At 69.2% G+C, this 18,970-nt stretch carries 16 protein-coding genes and 1 pseudogene; 9 read left to right on the top strand and 8 right to left on the bottom strand.

The genetic code is table 11. The annotated features are described in order from the left end of the window. Nucleotides 1-64 precede the first annotated feature (64 nt). Genes Q8Q88_RS12995 through Q8Q88_RS12985 form a run of 3 tightly spaced genes read left to right on the top strand, consistent with a single transcriptional unit; the run spans nt 65 to nt 2,724 of the window. Nucleotides 65-1,852, top strand: coding sequence for an acyl-CoA dehydrogenase C-terminal domain-containing protein (locus Q8Q88_RS12995; protein WP_305675609.1), 1,788 nt, complete (start codon nt 65-67; stop codon nt 1,850-1,852). Continuing rightward, nucleotides 1,852-2,304 (top strand): OsmC family protein, encoded by a 453-nt coding sequence (locus tag Q8Q88_RS12990; RefSeq protein ID WP_305675608.1) that lies wholly within the window; start codon nt 1,852-1,854, stop codon nt 2,302-2,304. The genes Q8Q88_RS12995 and Q8Q88_RS12990 overlap by 1 nt, the downstream gene beginning before the upstream one ends. Beyond that, nucleotides 2,305-2,724, top strand: a complete 420-nt coding sequence (locus Q8Q88_RS12985; protein WP_305675607.1) for a GFA family protein — start codon at nt 2,305-2,307, stop codon at nt 2,722-2,724. Here the strand turns inward: Q8Q88_RS12985 and Q8Q88_RS12980 are convergent. Together Q8Q88_RS12980 and Q8Q88_RS12975 are read right to left on the bottom strand one after the other, a co-directional pair. After that, nucleotides 2,721-3,131, bottom strand: coding sequence for a very short patch repair endonuclease (locus Q8Q88_RS12980; RefSeq protein WP_305675606.1), 411 nt, complete (start codon nt 3,129-3,131; stop codon nt 2,721-2,723). The genes Q8Q88_RS12985 and Q8Q88_RS12980 overlap by 4 nt on opposite strands. Nucleotides 3,132-3,135: 4 nt before the next feature. Then, nucleotides 3,136-3,900, bottom strand: coding sequence for a LytTR family DNA-binding domain-containing protein (locus Q8Q88_RS12975; protein WP_305675605.1), 765 nt, complete (start codon nt 3,898-3,900; stop codon nt 3,136-3,138). 117 nt (nt 3,901-4,017) lie between these two features. On the opposite strand from Q8Q88_RS12975, the gene Q8Q88_RS12970 reads away from it, so the two are divergent. Next, nucleotides 4,018-4,656, top strand: a complete 639-nt coding sequence (locus Q8Q88_RS12970; RefSeq protein ID WP_305675604.1) for a DUF2306 domain-containing protein — start codon at nt 4,018-4,020, stop codon at nt 4,654-4,656. Here Q8Q88_RS12970 and cysK read toward each other — a convergent pair. Then, nucleotides 4,623-5,612 carry a cysteine synthase A gene (gene cysK, locus Q8Q88_RS12965; protein WP_305675603.1) on the bottom strand — a complete coding sequence of 330 codons (990 nt, stop codon included), beginning with the start codon at nt 5,610-5,612 and terminating at the stop codon, nt 4,623-4,625. The genes Q8Q88_RS12970 and cysK overlap by 34 nt on opposite strands. A 96-nt stretch (nt 5,613-5,708) precedes the next feature. Next, nucleotides 5,709-6,845 (bottom strand): DNA cytosine methyltransferase, encoded by a 1,137-nt coding sequence (locus Q8Q88_RS12960; RefSeq protein WP_305675602.1) that lies wholly within the window; start codon nt 6,843-6,845, stop codon nt 5,709-5,711. A gap of 45 nt (nt 6,846-6,890) precedes the next feature. Between Q8Q88_RS12960 and Q8Q88_RS12955 the strand changes: the two genes are divergently transcribed. The 4 genes from Q8Q88_RS12955 to recQ all read left to right on the top strand — a co-directional run bounded on the left by Q8Q88_RS12955 (nt 6,891) and on the right by recQ (nt 12,182). Beyond that, nucleotides 6,891-7,388 carry a COG3650 family protein gene (locus tag Q8Q88_RS12955; RefSeq protein ID WP_305675601.1) on the top strand — a complete coding sequence of 166 codons (498 nt, stop codon included), beginning with the start codon at nt 6,891-6,893 and terminating at the stop codon, nt 7,386-7,388. Between the two features lie 71 nt (nt 7,389-7,459). Further along, nucleotides 7,460-9,214, top strand: coding sequence for an amidohydrolase family protein (locus tag Q8Q88_RS12950; RefSeq protein ID WP_305675600.1), 1,755 nt, complete (start codon nt 7,460-7,462; stop codon nt 9,212-9,214). Beyond that, nucleotides 9,211-10,233 (top strand): TauD/TfdA family dioxygenase, encoded by a 1,023-nt coding sequence (locus Q8Q88_RS12945; protein WP_305675599.1) that lies wholly within the window; start codon nt 9,211-9,213, stop codon nt 10,231-10,233. Before Q8Q88_RS12950 ends, Q8Q88_RS12945 begins: the two co-directional genes overlap by 4 nt. Nucleotides 10,234-10,337: 104 nt before the next feature. Further along, a complete protein-coding gene (recQ, locus tag Q8Q88_RS12940) occupies nt 10,338-12,182 on the top strand; it encodes a DNA helicase RecQ (protein WP_305675598.1) in 1,845 nt (614 codons plus the stop codon). Between the two features lie 15 nt (nt 12,183-12,197). Here recQ and Q8Q88_RS12935 read toward each other — a convergent pair whose 3' ends face one another. Together Q8Q88_RS12935 and Q8Q88_RS12930 are read right to left on the bottom strand one after the other, a co-directional pair. Continuing rightward, nucleotides 12,198-12,617: a CBS domain-containing protein gene (locus tag Q8Q88_RS12935; RefSeq protein WP_305675597.1), complete on the bottom strand. Its 420-nt coding sequence runs from the start codon at nt 12,615-12,617 to the stop codon at nt 12,198-12,200. A gap of 91 nt (nt 12,618-12,708) precedes the next feature. Beyond that, nucleotides 12,709-14,946, bottom strand: a complete 2,238-nt coding sequence (locus Q8Q88_RS12930; RefSeq protein ID WP_305675596.1) for a TonB-dependent receptor — start codon at nt 14,944-14,946, stop codon at nt 12,709-12,711. Between the two features lie 268 nt (nt 14,947-15,214). Between Q8Q88_RS12930 and Q8Q88_RS12925 the strand changes: the two genes are divergently transcribed. Then, the gene (locus tag Q8Q88_RS12925; protein WP_305675595.1) at nt 15,215-16,300 is read left to right on the top strand and encodes a sensor histidine kinase; all 1,086 of its coding nucleotides are present in this window, start codon (nt 15,215-15,217) and stop codon (nt 16,298-16,300) included. Nucleotides 16,301-16,357: 57 nt separating this feature from the next. On the opposite strand, the gene gyrB is transcribed toward Q8Q88_RS12925, so the two are convergent. Next, complete coding sequence (gyrB, locus tag Q8Q88_RS12920) at nt 16,358-18,799, bottom strand: DNA topoisomerase (ATP-hydrolyzing) subunit B (RefSeq protein ID WP_305675594.1); 2,442 nt, start codon at nt 18,797-18,799, stop codon at nt 16,358-16,360. Next, a pseudogene (locus tag Q8Q88_RS12915) lies at nt 18,796-18,970 on the bottom strand (DNA replication and repair protein RecF); the annotation flags it as partial. The pseudogene Q8Q88_RS12915 and the gene gyrB, both read right to left, overlap by 4 nt.

The following is an 18,970-nucleotide window of genomic DNA, read 5'->3' as shown; positions in this document are numbered from 1 at the left end:
CGCGTCAGGCTATCCAGAGGGCTCGCGGCGCGCCGCGAGCCCTTTTTCGTCCAACGGAGCGGACATGCCCTACCAGCCTCCCGTACGCGATCACGTCTTCCTGCTGCGCGACGTGCTGCAGCTCGAGACCTATTCCAACCTGCCGGGCTTCCAGGACGCGGCCATGGACGTGGTCGAGCAGATCATCGAGGAGGCCGGCCGCTTCACGGGCGAGGTGCTGGCCCCGCTGAACGCGGTGGGCGACAAGCAGGGCTGCACCTGGAACCCTGACCACACGGTCACCACCCCGGCCGGCTTCAAGGACGCCTACGCCAAGCTGGTGGAGGGCGGCTGGCCGGCCCTGGGCGCCGAGCCCGCCTATGGCGGCCAGGGATTGCCACATGTTGTCAATCTGTCGTTCTCGGAGATGAGCTCCTCGGCCAACATGGCCTTCTCCATGTATCCGGGCCTGACCCACGGGGCCTATTCGGCGATCCTCAACGGCGGGTCGGACGCCCAGAAGGACCTCTACCTGCCCAAACTCGCCTCCGGTCAGTGGGGCGGCACCATGAACCTGACCGAGCCGCACTGCGGCACGGACCTGGGCCTGCTGCGCACCAAGGCGATCCCGAAGGGCGACGGCAGTTACAGGATCTCCGGAACCAAGATCTGGATTTCCGGAGGCGAGCACGACATGGCCGAGAACATCGTCCACCTGGTCCTGGCCCGCATCGAGGGCGCGCCGGGCGGGACGCGGGGCATCAGCCTGTTCATCGTGCCCAAGTTCATCCCCGACGCCGACGGCAAGCCGGGCTCCCGCAACAGCGTCTTCTGCGACGGCCTGGAAGAGAAGATGGGCATCCACGGCAACGCCACCTGCGTGATCCGTCACGAGGGGAGCACGGGCTGGCTGGTGGGCACGGAGAACCAGGGCCTGCGGCTGATGTTCGTGATGATGAACGAGGCCCGCATCGGGGTCGGCATGCAGGGCGTGGCCCAGGCTGAGGCCGCCTACCAGGCCGCGGCGACCTTCGCCAAGGAGCGCCTGCAGGGCCGCTCGCTCACCGGACCGAAGAACCCCGACGGCCCCGCCGACCCGATCGTCGTCCATCCCGACGTGCGCCGGATGCTGATGGACAGCCGCGCCATCATCGAGGGCGGCCGCGCCTTCCTGTTCTGGACCGCCCTGCATGGGGACCTGGCCCATGCCAGCCCCGACGAGGCGGTGCGCCAGAAGGCCGGCGACTACATGGCGCTGATGACCCCGGTGGTGAAGGGCTACCTCACCGCCAAGGGCCTCGACGTCTGTTCCGACGCCGTGCAGATCCACGGCGGCTCGGGCTTCACGGAACATTTCCCGGTCAGCCAGTACATGCGCGACGTCCGCATCGCGCTGATCTACGAGGGGACCAACGGCGTCCAGGCCCTGGACCTGGTGGGCCGCAAGTTGGCGGCCGATGGCGGCCGGGCGGTGATGAGCTTCTTCGCCGAGATCGACGGCTTCGTTGAGGCCAACCAGGCCGACGAGGGGCTGAAGCCCTTCACCGAGGGCCTGGCCGAGGCCAAGACCAAGCTGCAGGACGCCACCATGTGGCTGATGCAGAACGGGCTAGCAAACCCCGACAACGCCGGGGCGGCGTCCACCGACTATATGCATCTCTTCGGCCTGACGGCGCTCAGCTACATGTGGGCCCTGATCGCCAAGGCGGCGAACGCGAAGATCGCGGCAGGCGACGGCGATCCGTTCTACGCCAACAAGCTGGTGATCGGCCGCTATTTCATCCAGCGGATCCTGCCCGAGGCCGGCGGCCACCTGGCCAAGCTCAAGACCGGGTCCGAACTGATGATGGCCCTGCCGGCGGAGGCGTTCTGATGGCCGCCTATACCGCCGATATCGAATGGACGCTGAAGGATGGCGAGGACTTCGCCAAGGGCCGTTACAGCCGCGGCCACACCTTGAGCTTCGACGGCGGGACGGTGGTCCCGGCCTCGGCCTCGCCGCATGTGGTCGGCAAGTGGGCCGTGGAGGCCGCGGTCGATCCCGAGGAGATGTTCGTCGCGGCCCTCTCCAACTGCCACATGCTGACCTTCCTGCATAAGGCGCGGCTGGCCGGCTTCGCGGTCAGGGCCTATCGCGACCATGCCTTGGGGATCATGGAGGAGATCGCGCCGGGACGGATGGCGGTGACCAAGGTGACGCTGAACCCGCGGATCGAATGGGACGGCCCAGCCCCCGACCCGGCGGCGCTTGCCCACCTGCATCACGAGGCGCACGAGGAATGCTTCATCGCCAATTCGGTGAAGACCGCGGTCACGGTGGCCTAGATGGCGCGCTCCGGCACGCATGAGGCGGCCTGCGCCTGCGGCGGGCTGAGGCTCAGCCTAAGCGGCGCGCCGCGGCTGGTGTCCTCCTGCCATTGCCTGGCGTGCCAGAGGCGCACCGGCGCCCTGTTCGGATCCAACGCCTTCTTTCCCCGCGACCAGATCGTCGCCGTGGATGGCGAGGAGCGCATCTTCCAGCGGCAGGGCGAGAGCGGCGGAATCCTGACCTTCCACTTCTGCCCGACCTGCGGCTCGACGGTTTACTGGGACAACCCGCGCGTGCCCGACCTGGTCTGCGTCGCCGTCGGAGCCCTCGCCGACCCGTCGTTTCCGCCGCCCATCCGCACGATCTGGACGGCGGCGAAGCACGGATGGCTCAGCTTCCCGCCGGAGATTCCGCACTATCCGGAAAACGCCGGCTAGGAAGCGAGCAGGCCTACCAGCCGCGCCTGCAGGGCCGCGTCGTCCTTCAGGTCGCACTCCCAGATCGTCTCGACCCGCCAGCCCCGGGCGCTCAGCGCCTCGACCGCCGCCAGGTCTCGGGCCTTGTTTCGGGCCACCTTGGCGAGCCAGTAGTCGCGGTTGGCCTTGGGCACGCGCGAGCCTCGGGCGCAGTCGTGGCCGTGCCAGAAGCAGCCGTGGACGAAGATCGCCAGCCTACGTCCCGGCATGACGATGTCCGGCGAGCCCGGCAGGTCCTTGCGGTTCAGCCGATAGCGGGCGCCCAGCGCCGTCAGGGCCTTGCGGACCTTGAGCTCGGGCGTCGTGCCCTTGCCCTTCACCTGGCGCATCACCGCCGAGCGCTTCTCTGGCGGATAGACGTCGGTCATCGGCCTAGAACCATCCCGCCGACTTGAGCGCCGGCGCGTGGCTGCGGCTGACCGGAACGCTGAGGCCGCCGGCCAGGCGGGCCTCCCCCGCCCCGCGTCGCCAGCGCACCGCCTCGATCGCATCGGCCGCCACCCACCAGGAGCGGTGGACCTGCAGTCCGTGGGCGCCGGCCAGTTCGGCCAGGGCGTCGGCGAAGCGCAGGGTGACCAGGTCGGGGCCGGCGTCGGTGTGGACCCGGAGATAGTGGTCGTGGGCCTCGATGGCGATCAGGCGGGCGGCGCGGCGGCGGGCGGAGAGCCGGCGGCGGAAGGCGGCCTCGGCCTCCGGCAGCGGCGGAGCCACGACGACCCGGGTCTCGACCACGGTGCGCGGTCGCCGCCAGACCAGGGCCCGTACCGACATGACCAGGAGGCTGATCACCAGCACCTGCCAGAGCAGGTGCGGGAAGTGCGGCGGCTCGAAGGGCTGGGCGTACATCTGGCCCGGGATCAGGATGACGTAGGCGGCGACAAAGGGCGTCATCAGCAGGCTGACCGCCCCGACCCGACGCCAGAACGCGCCCAGGCGCAGGCCCAGGCTCTCGTCGATGATGATCCCGATCACCCCGCCGCCAACGATGCAGGCTGTCCAATAGCTATAGCGCGCGGCCGCCGGCATCGCGTCGCTGCCGAAGGGGCCCACCGCGCCCATGAACAGGCCGAGCGCCACCAGCAGGGCGATGTCCGCGGCGATACGGCGCCAGGGTGCTTGCTGAACGAGAGGCTTCATCGGCGGGCCTTCGGTTCCATTCACGCAGATTTGGCGCCGTTCGCGGACCGCCGCTAGCGTGGCCTGGAGACCGCGGCAATCTCGCCCCGAACCGGAGCGAACCCCATGACGCGACTCATGACCCGACCCTTGACCCGCATTCTCTGGGGCCTCGCCGCCTTCCTGAGCCTGGGCGTGGCGATCTTCTCCTACCGCTACCTGCCGCGCCTGGGCCTGATGGACCCGGGCATCGTAGCGAACCTGTTCGCCAGGCCCTGGCTCGACGTCCACGTGGCCGGAGCGGCGACGGCCCTGCTGCTGGGGCCCTTCCAGTTCCTGCCCGGCCTGCGCGAGAAGCACTGGCGGCTGCATCGCTGGATGGGCCGGACCTACGTCGTCGGCTGCCTCGTCGGCGGGGTCGGCGGCCTGGTCATGGCCTTTGGCAGTACGGCGGGACCAGTGGCAGGCGTCGGGTTCGGCGCCCTGGCGGTGTGCTGGATCACCGCCAATGTGCAGGCCTGGCGCATGGCCCTGGCGCGGCGCTTCGTCGAGCACCGCGCCTGGATGATCCGCTCCTTCGCCATGACCTTCGGCGCGGTGACGCTTCGGCTTTACCTGCCGTTCTTCCCCCTCGTCGGCGTGTCGCCGGAGGATGGCTATGTGGCCACCGCCTATATCAGCTGGATTCCCAACCTGATCGTGGCCGAACTCTATCTCCGCGGCGCCTTCGCCCGGCGAGTCGCCTACAGGCCGTCGAACAGCGCCGTGGACAGGTAGCGCTCGGCGAAGCTCGGGATGATCGCCACGATCAGCTTGCCCCGGAACTCCTCGCGGCTGGCCAGGTCGAAGGCCGCCGTAAGCGCCGCGCCGGAGGAGATTCCGACGGGGATGCCCTCTTCGCGCGCGACCCGGCGGGCCATGGCGAAGCTGTCGTCATTGGAGACCTGGATGATCTCGTCGATGATCCCCCGGTCGAGGATCGAGGGCACGAAGCCCGCCCCGATCCCCTGGATCTTATGCGGCGCCGGCTGGCCGCCGGACAGCACCGGCGAGGACTCGGGCTCCACGGCCACCATGCGCACCGAAGGCTTGCGGGCCTTCAGCACCTGGCCGACCCCGGTGATGGTGCCGCCGGTGCCGACCCCGGAGATCACCGCGTCGACGCGGCCCTCGGTGTCGTTCCAGATCTCCTCAGCGGTGGAGACCCGATGGATCAGCGGATTGGCCTCATTGTCGAACTGCTGGGGCATGACCGCGCCGGGCGTGGCCTCGACGATCTCCCGGGCGCGGGCGACGGCGCCGGCCATGCCGCGCTCCGCCGGGGTCAGCTCCAGCTTTGCGCCCAGGATGATCAGCATCTTGCGGCGCTCGATCGACATGCTCTCGGGCATGACCAGGGTGATCGGATAGCCCTTCGCCGCGGCCACGAAGGCCAGGGCGATGCCGGTGTTGCCACTGGTCGGCTCGACGATGGAGCCGCCGGCCTTCAGCAGGCCCTTGGCCTCCAGCCACTCGATCATCGAGACCCCGATCCGGTCCTTCACCGAGGCCAGGGGATTGAAGAACTCCAGCTTGGCGACCACCTCGCCCTTGGGCTCCAGCGCCGCGGTCAGTCGCGGCAGGCGGACCAGAGGGGTGTCGCCGATCAGGTCGAGGACGGAGTCGAAGATCTTGCCGCGTCCGGCGCGCTTGTAGCGGGCGGCGTCATAGGTGGTGGATCCGGCGTCGGCCATGGAATGTCTCTGGCTGAAAGGGTCAATTGCGGGAGAACTTAGGCCCGTGGCCGGGATTTGGAAGCGCACTTCTTCTGGGGGTGGGCGGCAGAACGTCTATTCGGCGGCGAGCGCGGCGCTGGATGGTAGGAGCAGCGGCTCCAGGATCTCGGCGGCAAGCCAGGCCACCACCGGAACTACGACGCCGTCGCCCATGACATGGAGCGCCGATGTGGCCGAGGCGGGCGTCACATAAGTCTCGGGCAGGCCCATGAGCCGGGCGGCCTCCCGCCCCGTGACCAGGCGCGAGTGGACGCTGTCGCCCTGCACGACGATCAGGGTCTGGCGCGATGAGCCGCCGCGCGGCGTACGCAGGCAGCCGGCCAGGCCATCGAACCGCGCCTCAGCCCGCTGGACCCGGACCCCGTCCTCGACCCGCATGCGCTTGAAGACCGCGCCCACGGAGCGGACGCCGGACGCCTGGACCGCCGCCAGCCGCCGCCGGTGGAGGGGCGACATCAGCTCGATCAGCCGCGCCGTCCGCGCCGACCCGTGCCAGGCGACCGCGTCGTCGGCCTCCAGCAGGCTGGCCAGGTCGGTGTTGCGCGCGGCCGGCGCCTCACCTCGCCACCAAACCCAGCGGGCGGCGAGTTCCAATGGTAGGCGGGCATGGGCCTCTCGCACCAGCCGGGTCTGGAAGGGACTGTCGCCGATGAAGCGAGCCGGCGGGGTTTCCCTCGTGGCGATCACGAACACCCGCGGCCGCGATTGCGGGACGAAGCGGGCTGCGTCGATCTCCAGGGCTCCGAAGCCGTAGCCCTGTCGCGCCAGGGCGGCGCACAGGGCGGTGAAGTCCGCGCCACCGCGCGAGGTGAGCAGGCCGCTGACGTTCTCGATCACCACGCAGCGCGGGGCGTCCGGCCCAAGGGCCTCGATCAGTCGCCAGAAACCGAAGAAGGCCGAGGACTTGCCGCCCGCAAGGCCGGCCCGGCCGCCGGCCAGGCTGAAATCCTGGCAGGGCGAGGAGGCCCAGGCGAGGTCGGCCCCTTTCGGAAGATCGGCCGGATCGAGGGTCCAGACGTCGCCTTCGTGGAAATGCGCCGCGGCGTCCTCGAAATTCGCCCTGTAGGTCGCCGCCTTCACCGGATCGAAGTCGTTGGCGAAGGCGCAGGACCAGCGCGCGCCCAGGCCCAGCCGGGCCATGCCGCCGCCGGCGAAGAATTCCAGAAACATTAGCGGGCTATTCCGACTCATCGGGCAGGAGTCTAGCCTGCCCGCGCCGCCGTGAAAGGATCGCCGATGCGACATGGTCTCCCTTGGACGCTTGCCGGCGTACTGTCCGCCGTGATGCTGGCCGCCTGCCAGCCGCAGTCGCCCGACGGCAAGGCCGCGCCGCCGCCGGCCGACGCGCCCGACGCCCCCGAGGCGCCGGAACCTCCCGAAGAGCCGGACGAGCCCGCGGCGTCGAAGGAATTCACCGGCGATCTCGACGCGCGCGGCAACGAGCCCTTCTGGGCGCTAGCGATCCGCCCCGACAAGATCAGCTTCACCCGGCCCGATCCGGAGCCGCCGATCGTCGTGGCCAATCCCGGCGTCGGGGTCGACGACGGTCAGCACGCCGTGTGGTCGACCACCGACAACGGCAAGACGTTCATGGTCAGCCTGGCCGAGGAAGAGTGCTCCGACGGCATGTCGGACCTGAAGTACCCCTATCTCGCCGTGGTGACCCTGGGCGACCAGACTTTCCGAGGCTGCGCCTTCAAGACCGGCCAGCAGCCCCGCGAAGGCGGGAAGTGACGCTAGGGCGCCCTTGACCTGACCCCGGTCTGAGGCGGCTAATTCTTCCAAAGAGTATGGGAGAGACGGCCATGGAGAAGGCCTGGGACCTGGTCTTCCGCGGCGGGACCGTGGTGGATGGAACCGGCGCCGCCCCGTTTCGCGCCGACGTGGCGGTCAAGGACGGCCTGATCGCCCGGATCGGCGAGGTGGTCGGCCGAGGCGCCGAGGAGATCGACGCCACGGGCAGGATCGTCACTCCCGGCTTCGTCGACATCCATACGCACTATGACGGCCAGGCCACCTGGGACCACCATATGCAGCCCTCGGCCTGGCACGGGGTGACCACCGTGGTGATGGGCAATTGCGGGGTCGGCTTCGCCCCCTGCAAGCCGCAGGACCACGACCGGCTGATCCGCCTGATGGAAGGCGTCGAGGACATCCCCTTCCCGGTGCTGACGCAGGGCCTGCCCTGGAACTGGGAGAGCTTCCCCGACTATCTCGACAGCCTGGACCGGCGGTCATTCGACGTCGACATCGGGACCCAGCTGCCCCACGCAGCCCTGCGCGTCTATGTGATGGGCGAGCGCGGCGCCAACCGCGAGGACGCCACGGCGGCCGACATCCACGCCATGGCCGCCATCGCCAAGCGGGCGGTGGAGGCCGGGGCGCTGGGCTTCTCCACCTCGCGGACGCTCAATCACCGCACCAGCGACGGCCAGCCGACGCCGACCCTGACCGCCTCCGAGGACGAACTCGCCGGCATCGCCATGGGCCTGGCCGCCGCCGGCAAGGGGACCCTGCAATTCGTCTCCGACTTCGCCGATCCGGAGGCCGAGTTCGCCATGCTGCGCCGGCTGGTGGAGCGCTCGGGCCGGCCGCTGTCCTTCTCCCTGGTGCAGAGCCCGCGCGATCCCGACCAGTGGAAGCTGCTGCTGGACCGCCTGGCCGAAGCCTCCGCCGCCGGGCTGGAGATGCGCGCCCAGGTCTGCGGGCGGCCGGTGGGGATCTTGTTCGGCTTCGAGCTGACCCTCAATCCGTTCAGCGCCTATCCGACCTATCAGGAGATCGCCAAGCTACCCTTGGTCGAGCGCCTGGCCCACCTGCGCGACCCGGACTTCCGCGCCCGGCTGCTGGCCGACGGCGCACCCGGCGGGCCGGGCTTCGCCGCCAACATGACCCGCAATTGGCACATCATGTTCCTGATGGGCGAGACCCCGGACTATGAGCAGACCGCCGACCGCACCATAGCCGCCCTGGCGGCCGCCCAGGGCGTGACGCCGGAGGAACTGGCCCTGGACCACATGCTCTCCAACGACGGCAAGGGCATGCTCTACCTGCCATTCCTCAACTACGCCAACGGCTCGCTGGACCCCAGCCACGCCATGCTGACCCATCCCGACACCGTGCCCGGCCTCTCGGACGGCGGGGCGCATGTGGGGATGATCTGCGACGGCTCCTTCCCCACCTCGAACCTGACCCACTGGACCCGGGACCGCACGCGGGGTCCGAAGCTCAGTCTCGAGGCAATGATCCGTATGCAGACGAACGACACGGCCAAGGCCGTCGGCCTGCACGACCGGGGCCTGATCGCCGCGGGCTACCGGGCCGATCTCAACGTCATCGACTATGAAAACCTGACCCTCAAGGCGCCCGCCGTGGCCCACGACCTGCCGGCCGGCGGGCGACGGCTGGTGCAGCGCGCCGACGGCTATGTGGCCACCATCGTCGCCGGCCAGGTCACCTATCGCGACGGCGAACCCACCGGCGCCCTGCCGGGGCGCCTGCTGCGCGGCGCTAGGGCGGCGCCAGTCGCCATGGCCGCGGAACAGGGGGGCCCGCCATGACCCCACGCCTGCTGGAGACCGCCTGCGAATGGACCGCCGACGATGTCGCCGATCCCGCCACCTGGACCGAACAGCTCTCAGCTCCGGAGATCGCCGAGCTGGAGGCGGCCATGGCCGTCGCCCGCGCCAGGTCCGACGACTTCCTTGAGATCGGCAAGGCCGACTTCCCCTTGCCGACCCTCGGCGCGCGGCTGAAGGCCATCGAGAGCGACCTGATGGACGGCCGCGGCTTCGTGCTGATCCGCGGCCTGCCCCGGGACCGCTGGACCAATGACGACATGTGCCTGGCCTATTGGGGGATCGGCGCGCATCTGGGCCGGCCCTGGCCGCAGAACGCCAAGGGCCATCTGCTGGGCGACGTCACCGACCACGGCAAGGCGCTGGACGACCCCACCGCGCGGGGCAACGAGCTGGGCCAGATCGGGCTGGACTATCATTGCGACGGCTCGGACCTGGTGGGACTGCTGTGCCTGCGAACCGGGGCTTCGGGCGGACTCTCGACGGTCTGCAACTCGGTGTCGCTGCACAATCGGCTGGTCCGCGAGCGCCCAGACCTGGCGGCCGAGCTCTACAGGCCCCAGCCCTTCGACTATCGCGGCGAACAGGCGCCGGGGCGGGCCGGCTGGTACCTGATGCCGGTATTCACCGAGCATGGCGGACGTCTGTTCGTCCGGCTGATCGCCCCCTACATCCTGGCCTCGCAGCGCCACGATGACGCCCCGACCCTCACCGACAAGGCCCGCGAGGCGCTGGACTGGATGAAGGCCGAGGCGGACTCAGGCCGCCACGCGGTGATCATGGATTTCCGCCCCGGCGACATGCAGTTCATCAACAACCACCACGTGCTTCACGGGCGGACGCCCTATGTGGACGACCGCGCCGCGGGCAAGATCCGCCACCTGAAGCGGCTCTGGCTGGAGACCGAGGTCCTGGCCGAGCGACCGGAGATGTTCACCAACCGCATGGGCTCCCACTGGGCGCAGAAGCGGGTGATCAGCCGGCTCGACGCCGTGAGCTGAGGGCGTCTTGCTGCGGAAATGCTGCGCAGCATGGGCTGCAGCAAAACGCAGCCGCGTCGCATTGCCTCTTCGCCTGCCGGGCGGCGCACGCCATATAGCGCCCTATGCCAGCCTCACGTCTTGATGAGGCGCGGGAGATCCTGCGCCGCACCTTCGGACATGCCGAATTTCGTGGCCGCCAGGCCGAGGTGATCGCCGAGATCCTGGGCGGGCGCAGCGCCATGGCCGTGCTGCCCACCGGTGGCGGCAAGAGCGTCTGCTACCAGATCCCCGCCATGATGCGCCCGGGCCTGGGCCTGGTGGTCTCGCCGCTGATCGCGCTGATGGCCGACCAGGTGGCGGGGCTGCAGCAGTCGGGCGTCTCCGCCGCGCGGCTGGACTCCACCGGCGAGGCCTGGGAGCGGGCCGACACCTGGGAGAAGATCGAGGCCGGGACCCTGGACCTGCTCTACATCTCGCCGGAAGGCCTGATGCAGCCCTCCATGCTGGATCGGCTGTCGCGCAAGCCGCTGGCGCTGATCGCCATCGACGAGGCCCACTGCGTCAGCCAGTGGGGCCACGACTTCCGGCCCGAGTACAGGATGCTGGGACGGCTGGCCGATATCTTCCCGAAGGTCCCGCGCCTGGCGGTCACCGCCACCGCCGACGCCCGCACCCGCGACGACATCCGCGCCGAGCTCAAGCTGGAGGAGTCGGCCGAGTTCGTGGCCTCCTTCGCGCGGCCGGAACTGGCCCTGTCGGCCGAGCGCAAGCGCGGCGCCGCGCACCGGCGGGTCGCCGAGCTGGTGGCCGCGCGGCCGGACCGGTCCGGAGTGATCTATGCCGGCTCCCGCGACGGGACCGAAAAGCTGGCCGAGCTGCTGCGGAGCGAGGGCGTGCCGGCCCACGCCTATCACGCGGGCCTGGAGAAGGGTTTGCGCGCCCAGCGGCTGGAGACCTTCCTGGAGGCCGACGCCGCGGTGATGGTGGCCACCATCGCCTTCGGCATGGGGGTGGACAAGCCCGACGTCCGCTATGTGATCCACGCCGATCCGCCGGCCTCCATCGAGGCCTATTGGCAGGAGATCGGCCGCGCCGGGCGCGACGGCGATCCGGCCGAGGGCATCACCCTCTATGGCGCCTCCGACATGGCCTGGGCCTATCGGCGGATCGACGGTCGCGAGGTCGACGACGGGGTCAAGCAGGTCCAGAGCCGCAAGGTGCGCCAACTCTATACGATGCTGGACGGGACCACCTGCCGCGCCGCCGGGGTGCGGCGCTATTTCGGCGAGGAGGGGGTGGACGCCTGCGGCGTCTGCGACCTCTGCCTGGGGACCGTCGAGACCATCGACGCCACCGAGGCGGCGCAGAAGGCCCTGTCGGCGGCGCACCGCATGGGAGGCCGGTTCGGACGCGGACGCCTAGTGGAGCACCTGCTGGGCAAGACCAAGGAGCCCTCCAGCTTCGAGGCCGCCCTCACCACCTTCGGCATAGGTAAGGAGTTCAGCCCCACGGGCTGGCGCGACCTGATCGACCAACTGCTGTTCGACGGCCTGCTACGCGAGGATCCCAATGACGGGCGCCCCCTGGTGGGGCTGGGCGATATCGAAGGGGTCAAGGCGGTCTATCGCGGCGAGCGCCGGGTGGCCCTACGCCAGGGGCTGGAGGAGCACGACCCGACCACCAAGTCCGGTAAGCCGCGCAAGAAGACCCGCGCCTCCACCGCCGCCACCGCCATCGGCCCGCACGACCAGCCGCTGTTCGAGGCCCTGCGCGCCTGGCGTCGCGACGAGGCCCACCGCCAGCACCTGCCGCCCTATGTGATCTTCCATGACCGGACCCTGGCCGAGATCGCGGTGAAGAAGCCCGCCGGCCTCTCCACCCTCGCCGCCATCAACGGGGTGGGAGAGGGCAAGCTGGAGCGCTACGGCGAGGCGGTCCTCGCCGTGCTCCGGGGCATGGACGCCTAGCTAGGGCGGGCGGCCCTAGTGGAGCGTCTGACTATGCTCGCCGCCCGGCTGGGTGATGCCGCTCAAGGCCTCGCCCGCCTCGGCGTCGTGGCCGCTGCAGGCCAGGTCGGCCAGGGACACGATGCCGACCAGCCGCTTGTTGCGGTCAAGAACCGGCAGCCGACGGATCTGCTGCTGGCTCATATTGCGCAGCACGTCGTCCACATCCTCGTCGTCGTAGCAGTAGAGGACCTCGGTGCTCATCAGGTCGCGGACCTTGGCGTCGGGGCCCAGGCTCATGGCCACGCCGCGGATGGCGATGTCCCGGTCGGTGATCATCCCCACCAGCCGGTCGTTCTCGCTCACCGGCAGGATACCGGCGTCGAGTTCGGCCATCCTCGTGGCGGCTTCGGCGGCGGTTTCGTCCGGATTGGCCATCCGGACATCACGCGTCATGCATTCGCTCACACGCATATCGAACCTCATCGGGACAGGTGGGCCCCCGCATGAGGGGAACGACGGCCCGGGGCCGTTGTTCCTGCGCGACCTAGAACTTCGCCTTCACCTCGACGCCGAGGGTGCGCGGGTCGTTGACGAAGCCGGTCAGGTTGTTGAAGTCGATGCCGCCTTCCAGGCTTTCGTCGTCGGTGATGTTGCGGGCGAAGACCGCCGCCTCCCAGCCGGCCGCCGCGGCGTAACCGAGGCGCAGGCCGCCTTCCAGCAGCCGGTCGTCGGTGAACTCGGCGGACTGGTAGAGGAAAAAGTTGATCTTCGAGCGGTAGGCCCAGTCGGTGAAGGCGAAGAACTCGCCGTCGCCATAGGGGATGGCGTAGCGCGCCGTGAAGTTGGCGATCCAGCGCGGGGCGTTGGGCAGGCTGTTGCCGTCGATCCGCACCGTCCCGGCGATCGGGCCGGCCGGGTCCAGCACCGTGCAGCCGCCGCCGCAGGGCTGGGTGAAGAGGTTCGGATCCTGGATTTCGGTGTGATTGTAGGAGAGGCCCGCGGTCAGCAGCAGGTGCTCGATCGGCGCGGCCTCGCCGTTGAACTCGAAGCCGTAGCCCTCGGCCTTGGCGGCGTTGATGAGCTGGTTGAAGTTGGCCCCGCCGCCCACGGCGGTGAGCTGCATGTCGTCGACCTTGTAGAAGAAGACGTTGGCGTCGACCCGGGCGCGGCGGTCGAACAGGTCGGCCTTGAAGCCGGCCTCGTACGACATCACCGTCTCCTTGTCGGCCACCGATATGCTCGAACCGAACAGCAGCCGGCCCTGGATCGACGGCGCGCGATAGCCCTTGGCGATCCGGGCGTAGAGGTTGACGTCCTCGGTCACCGCATAGGTGGTGTTGAGGTTGAAGCTGATCTCGTCGCTCTCCGGCGAGGCGCGCAGGACGCCAGGCGGGACCGGGGCGAAGGGCGGAGTGATCAGCTGGGCGGCCATGAACTCCTTGCTGTCGTCGGAATAGCGCAGGCCGCCGCCAACGCTCCACTGCTCGGTCAGCTTGTAATCGAGGTTGCCGAACAGGGCCCAGGAGGTGGTCTTCTGGTGCTGGATCGCGAAGCCGTTGCGCACCCCGCCGCCCAGGGTGTCGTAGTTGATCGAGTCGATCTTCACGTCTTCGAAGAAGTAGAAGGCGCCCAGGGTGTATTTCAGCGCCCCGGCGTCGCCGGCCACCCGCAGCTCCTGGCTCCACTGGGCGTGATAGGGCATGCCGTCGGCGCTCTCGGCGGTGAACGGGATGAAGCCCGGACCCGATGGCGGGGCGAAGACGGCGCCGAAACCGCCGTCGATGTCGCCGCGCGAGAAGGCGGTCACGTGCTCATAGGCGGTGATCGAGGTTATGACTGGCCCGCCCAGGTCGTAGGTCAGCTTCAGGCTTGCGCCGGAGGCCTCAACCGTCTGCCCGGAACGCGACTCGGCGTCCTGGAAGATGGTCTCGCGGTCGAAACCGGGGACGAAGTCGTTGGTCCCCTGGGTGATGATATTGGCCCGGAAGATCTGCGGCGTGCCGTCCAGGTGCATGTAGTGGGCGTTGAACAGGGCGCTGATCGCTTCGTTGGGCGTGAACAGCAGTTGGCCGCGGAAGGCGTGCTCGTCATAGCCGCCGGTGGCGTTCTTCTTGCCGGTGAAGCCGTTGTCCACCCAGTCGTCGCGGTGCTGGTAGAGGGCCGAGAACCGGCCCGCCAGCACGCCCTCGACGATCGGGCCGCCGACCGCGCCCTCGGCGTTGATCGTCCCGAAGGTGGCGTAGGAGACCTGGCCGTATCCGCCGAAGGTCTGGCGGGGCTTGGCGCTGTCGAACTTGAGCACCCCGGCCGGGGTGTTGCGGCCGAACAGCGTCCCCTGCGGCCCGCGCAGCGCCTCGACCTGGTCGATGTCGAACAGCGGGAAGCCCTTCAGCACCGGGCTTTCCAGCACCACCTCGTCATAGACGAAGGAGACCGGCTGGGAGGCGTTGAGGTCGAAATCGGTATTGCCAAGGCCGCGGATATAGGGTCGCGGGAAGGTCCGGCCGAAGGAGGATTCCAGGGTCACGCTGGGGATGCGGGCGGAGAACACCCGGATGTCGCCGCCGGACGAGCGGATCACCGCCAGCTTCTCGCCGGAAACAGCGGTCACAGAGAGGGGTGCGTCGTTGAGGCTCTCGGCCCGCTTCTGGGCGGTGATGATCACCTCTTCCAGCTCGGTCCCGGCGTCTTGGGCGAAGGCCGCGCCCGGGGCGAGCACCGCCACGAGCAGGGCGGCGCGCGCCGCATGTTTCATGAGGCGCGTACGGGTGAGCCGCGGCATATCGAAATCCTCTGGGCTGGAATTGCTCGCGCTCTAGGCGACTCCGCGCCGTCATGAAAGCGCAACCGTCCCGTCACGTGCACGACATCGTCCGCCTGTGTCCCTGGCGCCGCGAAACGCCCGGAAATCGAGCGTCCGCGCCACATCCACACCCTGGCGGCGGCGGCGAGGCCACACTTGCCCGGTGAAGTTGGTGTCGGTGGGATCAAAATCGCCTCAGAAGTCTTATCGGACTCGGCGGCCGGTTGGCGCCGGTCGGGAATCCGAGATGCAACATGCCCCCAAGCCAGTGGCCGCCCTGGCGAACGACGTGAGCCCAGCGACTGTGGCCGTCCTCAAGAAGGCCCAGGACGCCTTCCACGAGCGCGAGCTGCATCTTAGGGCGCTGCTGGACGCTCTGCCGGCGGCCGTCTACACGACCGACGCCGAGGGGCGGATCACCTTCTATAACGAGGCCTGTGTGGCTTTCGCCGGCCGGCGACCGGTGATCGGCAGCGATGAGTGGTGCGTCACCTGGAAACTGTACCGGCCCGACGGCACGCCCCTGCCGCACGACCAAGGTCCGATGGCGCTCACGCTGAAGGACGGTCGGCCGGTGCGCGGCGCCGAGGCCGTGGCCGAGCGGCCGGACGGCAGCCGCATCAGCTTCACCCCCTATCCGACGCCGCTGCTGGGGCCTGACGGCCAGATCACCGGCGCCGTCAACGTGCTGGTCGACATCACCCATCGCAAACAGGCCGAGGAACGGGTGTCGCTGCTGGCCAACGAGGTCAATCACCGGGCCAACAACCTTTTATCGATCGTCCAGGCTACCGTCCGCCTGACCCAGGCCGACAATGTCGAGGACTTCCGCGACACCCTCGACGGGCGGATCGGCGCCCTGGCCCACGCTCACAGCCTGCTGGCCAAATCGCGCTGGACCGGGGCCGACCTGTCCCAGCTGGTGCAGCAAGAGCTCGCCCCCTATGTCGGCGGCCAGACGCCGCGGGTGTGGGTAAGCGGCCCGTCCCTGCCGCTGCAGCCGGAAGCCGCGCAGTCCCTGGCCATGGCCTTGCACGAACTGGCCACCAACGCCGCCAAGTACGGCGCCCTCTCGGCGACCGGCGGCCGGGTCGAGGTGAGCTGGGTGATCACGCCCAACCAGACATTCGAACTGCAGTGGCACGAGACCGGCGGCCCAGCCGCGACCCGCCCGCTGCGGTCCGGCGTGGGCGGCAGCGTGGTCAAGCGCGCCATGCGGCACTTGGCCGGATCGGCGGAGTTCGACTGGCTCGAGACCGGCCTGCAGTGCCGCCTGACCGGCCAGGTCGGGCTGATGATCGCGCCCGCGCCGGAGGCCGGCCTTCCGCTCTAGCGCTTTCAGGCGAAGTGGGGCCCGGTTCGCCGCCGGAAAGCGCGCCGATCCAAAAGTCTAGACGTCGACCTCGGCGTCCAGGGCGTTCTCCTGGATGAATTCGCGGCGCGGCTCGACCAGGTCGCCCATCAGGCGGGTGAACATGTCATCGGCGTCGTCGGCGTGGTTGACCTTGACCTGCAGCAGGGTGCGGGCGTCGGCGTCCAGGGTGGTCTCCCAGAGCTGGTCTGGGTTCATCTCGCCCAGGCCCTTGTAGCGTTGGATCGCCAGGCCGCGTCGGCCGGCTTCCATCACCGCGGCGAACAGGTCCAGCGGGCCGCGCACCTTGGCCGAGCGGTCCTTGCGGGTGAAGGTCCCCACGCCCTGGAAGGTTTCGGCCATGGCGGCCGAGCGTTCGGCCAGGCGCCGCGCATCGGCGGCGTGGAGCAGCAGGTCGTCCAGCACCACGCGCTCGGACACCCCGCGACGGACGCGGGAGAAGGCGAAGCCGCCGGTCGCCGCGACCTCTCCGGTCCAGTTCCCGTCGCCTTCCTCGGCATAGAGGTCCATGCGGGCCGCGGCCTTGGCCATGTCGCCGCCGCCCTCGTTCAGCAGGCCCGCCAGGGCCGCCTGTTCGATCGCGATGGCCGGCGCCCGGCTGGAAAGCCGCTCGATATTGGCCTTGGCCCCGCGGGCGCTCTGCAACAGGGCCAGCAGATCGGCGCCGACCAGCCGCTCGCCGGATTCCAGGTCCAGGGTCGCGCCCTCGACCCCCTCGTCGATCAGGTAGTTCTCGAGCTCGGAGTCGTCCTTGAGATACCGCGACTGGCGGTTTTTGGTCGCCTTATAGAGCGGCGGCTGGGCGATATAGAGGTAGCCGCGCTCGATCAGCTCCGGCATCTGCCGGTAGAAGAAGGTCAGCAGCAGGGTGCGGATGTGGGCGCCGTCGACGTCGGCGTCCGTCATGATCACGATCTTGTGGTAGCGGAGCTTCTCGATATCGAACTCGTCGCGCCCGATGCCGGCGCCCAGCGCCACGATCAGGGTGCCGATCTGATCGGATGACAACATCTTGTCGAACCGCGCGCGCTCCACGTTGAGGATCTTGCCGCGCAGGGGCAGGATCGCCTGGTTCTCACGGTTGCGGGCCTGCTTGGCCGAGCCGCCGGCGGAGTCGCCCTCCACCAGGAAGATCTCGGACTTGGCCGGATCGCGCTCCTGGCAGTCGGCGAGCTTGCCGGGCAGGGAGGTGATGTCGAGGGCCGACTTGCGCCGCGTCAGTTCGCGGGCCTTGCGGGCGGCCTCGCGGGCCATGGCGGCCTCGGCGATCTTCTGGACGATCAGCTTGGCCTCGGTGGGGTGCTCCTCGAACCACTGGCCGATGCCCTCGGAGACCAGGCCTTCCACGGCCGGGCGCACCTCGGAGGAGACCAGCTTGTCCTTGGTCTGGGACGAGAACTTCGGATCGGGAACCTTGACTGACAGCACGCAGGTCAGGCCCTCGCGGGCGTCTTCGCCCGACAGCGAGACCTTCTCGCGCTTGGTGGCGCCGGAGCTCTCCGCATAGCCGGTGATGATCCGGGTGAGCGCCGAGCGGAAGGCGGCCAGGTGGGTGCCGCCGTCCTTCTGCGGGATGTTGTTGGTGAAGCAGAGGACGTTCTCGTGATAGCCGTCGTTCCACCAGAGCGACATGTCGAGCTCGACGTTCTCCTTCTTGCCGCGGATCACGATCGGGGTCCGCAGCAGGGGCGTCTTGGCCTTGTCGAGGTGGCGTACGAAGGCCTCGATGCCGCCCTCGTAGTGCAGCAGCTCGACGAAGGGCTCGGCCTCGCGGTTGTCCTTCAGCCAGATGGTCACGCCGGAATTGAGGAAGGCGAGCTCACGCAGGCGGTGCTCGAGGGTCTTCCGGTCGTATTCGATGAAGGCGAAGGTGTCGGTGGAGGCCATGAAGGTGACCTCGGTGCCCGACAGGAACTCGCCGTTCTCGCGCAGGGGCGCGTCGCCGGTGGCGATCAGGGGCGAGACCGCGTCGCCGCGGCGGAACTCCATCTCGTAGGCCTTGCCGCCGCGATAGATCTTCAGCTTCAGCCAGTCGGAGAGCGCGTTGACCACCGAGACGCCGACCCCGTGCAGGCCGCCGGAGACCTTGTAGGAGTTCTGGTCGAATTTACCGCCGGCGTGCAGCTGGGTCATGATGACCTCGGCCGCCGAGACGCCCTCGCCCTCGTGGATGTCCACCGGGATGCCGCGGCCGTCGTCGGTGACGGTCACCGAGCCGTCGGCGTTGAGGATCACCTCAACCCGCGTCGCCCAGCCCGCCAGGGTCTCGTCGATGGCGTTGTCGACCACCTCATAGACCATGTGGTGCAGGCCCGAGCCGTCGTCGGTGTCGCCGATGTACATGCCGGGGCGCTTGCGCACCGCGTCCAGGCCCTTGAGCACCTTGATCGACTCGGCGCCGTATTCGGCTTGGCCGTTGTTCTCGGGCGTGTTGTCGGGAATCTGCGTCTCGTCGGTCATACGGTGTCCAGAATCGCCAGGTTCGAGCCATCCACATGGACGCCCTGGGCCCGGCCCTTCAAATCCTCGAAGAGAAGCTCGTCCGTGCCGGTCAGGAACGCCTGCAGCTCGAGCGCCTCGATTTCGTCGAACAGCGCGGCCCGCCTGCGGCGGTCCAGATGCGCTGCGACC

Origin of the sequence: Phenylobacterium sp., assembly GCF_030697925.1 — a bacterium.
GTDB lineage: Bacteria > Pseudomonadota > Alphaproteobacteria > Caulobacterales > Caulobacteraceae > Phenylobacterium.
The sequence above is the reverse complement of the archived record's forward strand: the minus strand, read 5'-3'. Positions and strand labels throughout refer to the sequence as shown.

Excerpts from the sequence above, each read along its gene's own strand:
- Q8Q88_RS12930 (WP_305675596.1), bottom strand. The coding sequence starts at position 14,946 with ATGCCGCGGCTCACCCGTACGCGCCTCATGAAACATGCGGCGCGCGCC.
- Q8Q88_RS12985 (WP_305675607.1), top strand. The coding sequence starts at position 2,305 with ATGGCGCGCTCCGGCACGCATGAGGCGGCCTGCGCCTGCGGCGGGCTG.
- Q8Q88_RS12980 (WP_305675606.1), bottom strand. The coding sequence starts at position 3,131 with ATGACCGACGTCTATCCGCCAGAGAAGCGCTCGGCGGTGATGCGCCAG.
- Q8Q88_RS12925 (WP_305675595.1), top strand. The coding sequence starts at position 15,215 with ATGCAACATGCCCCCAAGCCAGTGGCCGCCCTGGCGAACGACGTGAGC.
- Q8Q88_RS12970 (WP_305675604.1), top strand. The coding sequence starts at position 4,018 with ATGACCCGACCCTTGACCCGCATTCTCTGGGGCCTCGCCGCCTTCCTG.
- Q8Q88_RS12960 (WP_305675602.1), bottom strand. The coding sequence starts at position 6,845 with ATGAGTCGGAATAGCCCGCTAATGTTTCTGGAATTCTTCGCCGGCGGC.
- recQ (WP_305675598.1), top strand. The coding sequence starts at position 10,338 with ATGCCAGCCTCACGTCTTGATGAGGCGCGGGAGATCCTGCGCCGCACC.
- gyrB (WP_305675594.1), bottom strand. The coding sequence starts at position 18,799 with ATGACCGACGAGACGCAGATTCCCGACAACACGCCCGAGAACAACGGC.
- Q8Q88_RS12990 (WP_305675608.1), top strand. The coding sequence starts at position 1,852 with ATGGCCGCCTATACCGCCGATATCGAATGGACGCTGAAGGATGGCGAG.
- Q8Q88_RS12975 (WP_305675605.1), bottom strand. The coding sequence starts at position 3,900 with ATGAAGCCTCTCGTTCAGCAAGCACCCTGGCGCCGTATCGCCGCGGAC.
- Q8Q88_RS12950 (WP_305675600.1), top strand. The coding sequence starts at position 7,460 with ATGGAGAAGGCCTGGGACCTGGTCTTCCGCGGCGGGACCGTGGTGGAT.
- Q8Q88_RS12935 (WP_305675597.1), bottom strand. The coding sequence starts at position 12,617 with ATGACGCGTGATGTCCGGATGGCCAATCCGGACGAAACCGCCGCCGAA.
- cysK (WP_305675603.1), bottom strand. The coding sequence starts at position 5,612 with ATGGCCGACGCCGGATCCACCACCTATGACGCCGCCCGCTACAAGCGC.
- Q8Q88_RS12945 (WP_305675599.1), top strand. The coding sequence starts at position 9,211 with ATGACCCCACGCCTGCTGGAGACCGCCTGCGAATGGACCGCCGACGAT.
- Q8Q88_RS12995 (WP_305675609.1), top strand. The coding sequence starts at position 65 with ATGCCCTACCAGCCTCCCGTACGCGATCACGTCTTCCTGCTGCGCGAC.
- Q8Q88_RS12955 (WP_305675601.1), top strand. The coding sequence starts at position 6,891 with ATGCGACATGGTCTCCCTTGGACGCTTGCCGGCGTACTGTCCGCCGTG.